Here is a 1003-nt window from a genome sequence, read left to right as displayed (position 1 = left end):
CTGTAGTTTTCGAAACACCGGCCAACGACGTCTACAACAACGGTTCCACCGTTAGCACCACGATTACGAGCGCTACAGGCGGCAACTTCGAAAACCTGGTGCCGAACACTGCACCTGCTGTAACCACCATTGCAGACTCGATCGACACCACTACCGTTACTCTGACCGCAAACAACTCGGTCACCGAAGGCGGTCAGATTACCTACACCGCGACTTTGACCAATCCAGCACAGACGCCGGTAACCGTCACCTTGAGCAATGGCTCGGTAATTACCATCAAAGCCGGTGAGTCGGTTGGTACTGTGGCCGTCGATATCCCGGCTAACGACGTATACAACAACGGTTCCACCGTCAGCACCACGATTACGGGCGCTACCGGCGGCAACTTCGAAAACCTGGTGCCGAACACTGCACCGGCTGTAACCACCATCGTTGATTCGATCGACACCACCACCGTTACACTGACCGCGCCAAGCGCAGTCAACGAAGGCGGCCAGATCACCTACACCGCCACCTTGAGCAACAAGGCGGGCAGCGATGTCACGCTGAAGCTGGATAACGGCTCGTCCATTATCATCAAGGCGGGCAATACCGTTGGCAGCGTGACGGTCCCGGCGCCAAGCGATGACGTGTTCATCGACAAGAGCACGCAAACCGTCAAGATCACCGACGCTACTGGCGGTAACTTCGAGAAACTCGACGTTGCAGGCAATGGCGCCACCACTACGATCAACGACACCATCGACAAAGTTGATGTGGTTCTGACCGCTACCACCACGGTCGGCGAAGGCGGCAATATCGTTTACACCGCCAGCCTTGTGGATAAAAACGGCGCGCTGGTGAGCAACATCACCAACCCGTTGACCGTGACCTTGGACAACGGCAAAACCATCACCATCGGCGTCAACCAGTCCAGCGGCAGTGTCACCGCCGTGGCGCCGAACGATGTGTACAAAGGCGACCAAACTGTCACCACTGCGATCACTAACGTGACCGGCGGCGC

The 1003-nt window shown here is 57.0% G+C and carries 1 protein-coding gene; it reads left to right on the top strand.

Features of this window, described 5'->3' with window-relative positions; genetic code table 11:
- Positions 1-1003, top strand: a 1003-nt coding sequence (locus AO240_RS24935; protein ID WP_371918679.1) for an immunoglobulin-like domain-containing protein, incomplete at both ends; no start/stop codon positions are given.

The sequence above is a fragment of the Pseudomonas sp. ICMP 460 genome (assembly GCF_002723595.1).
Lineage (GTDB): Bacteria > Pseudomonadota > Gammaproteobacteria > Pseudomonadales > Pseudomonadaceae > Aquipseudomonas > Aquipseudomonas kitaguniensis.
The sequence above is the reverse complement of the archived record's forward strand: the minus strand, read 5'-3'. Positions and strand labels throughout refer to the sequence as shown.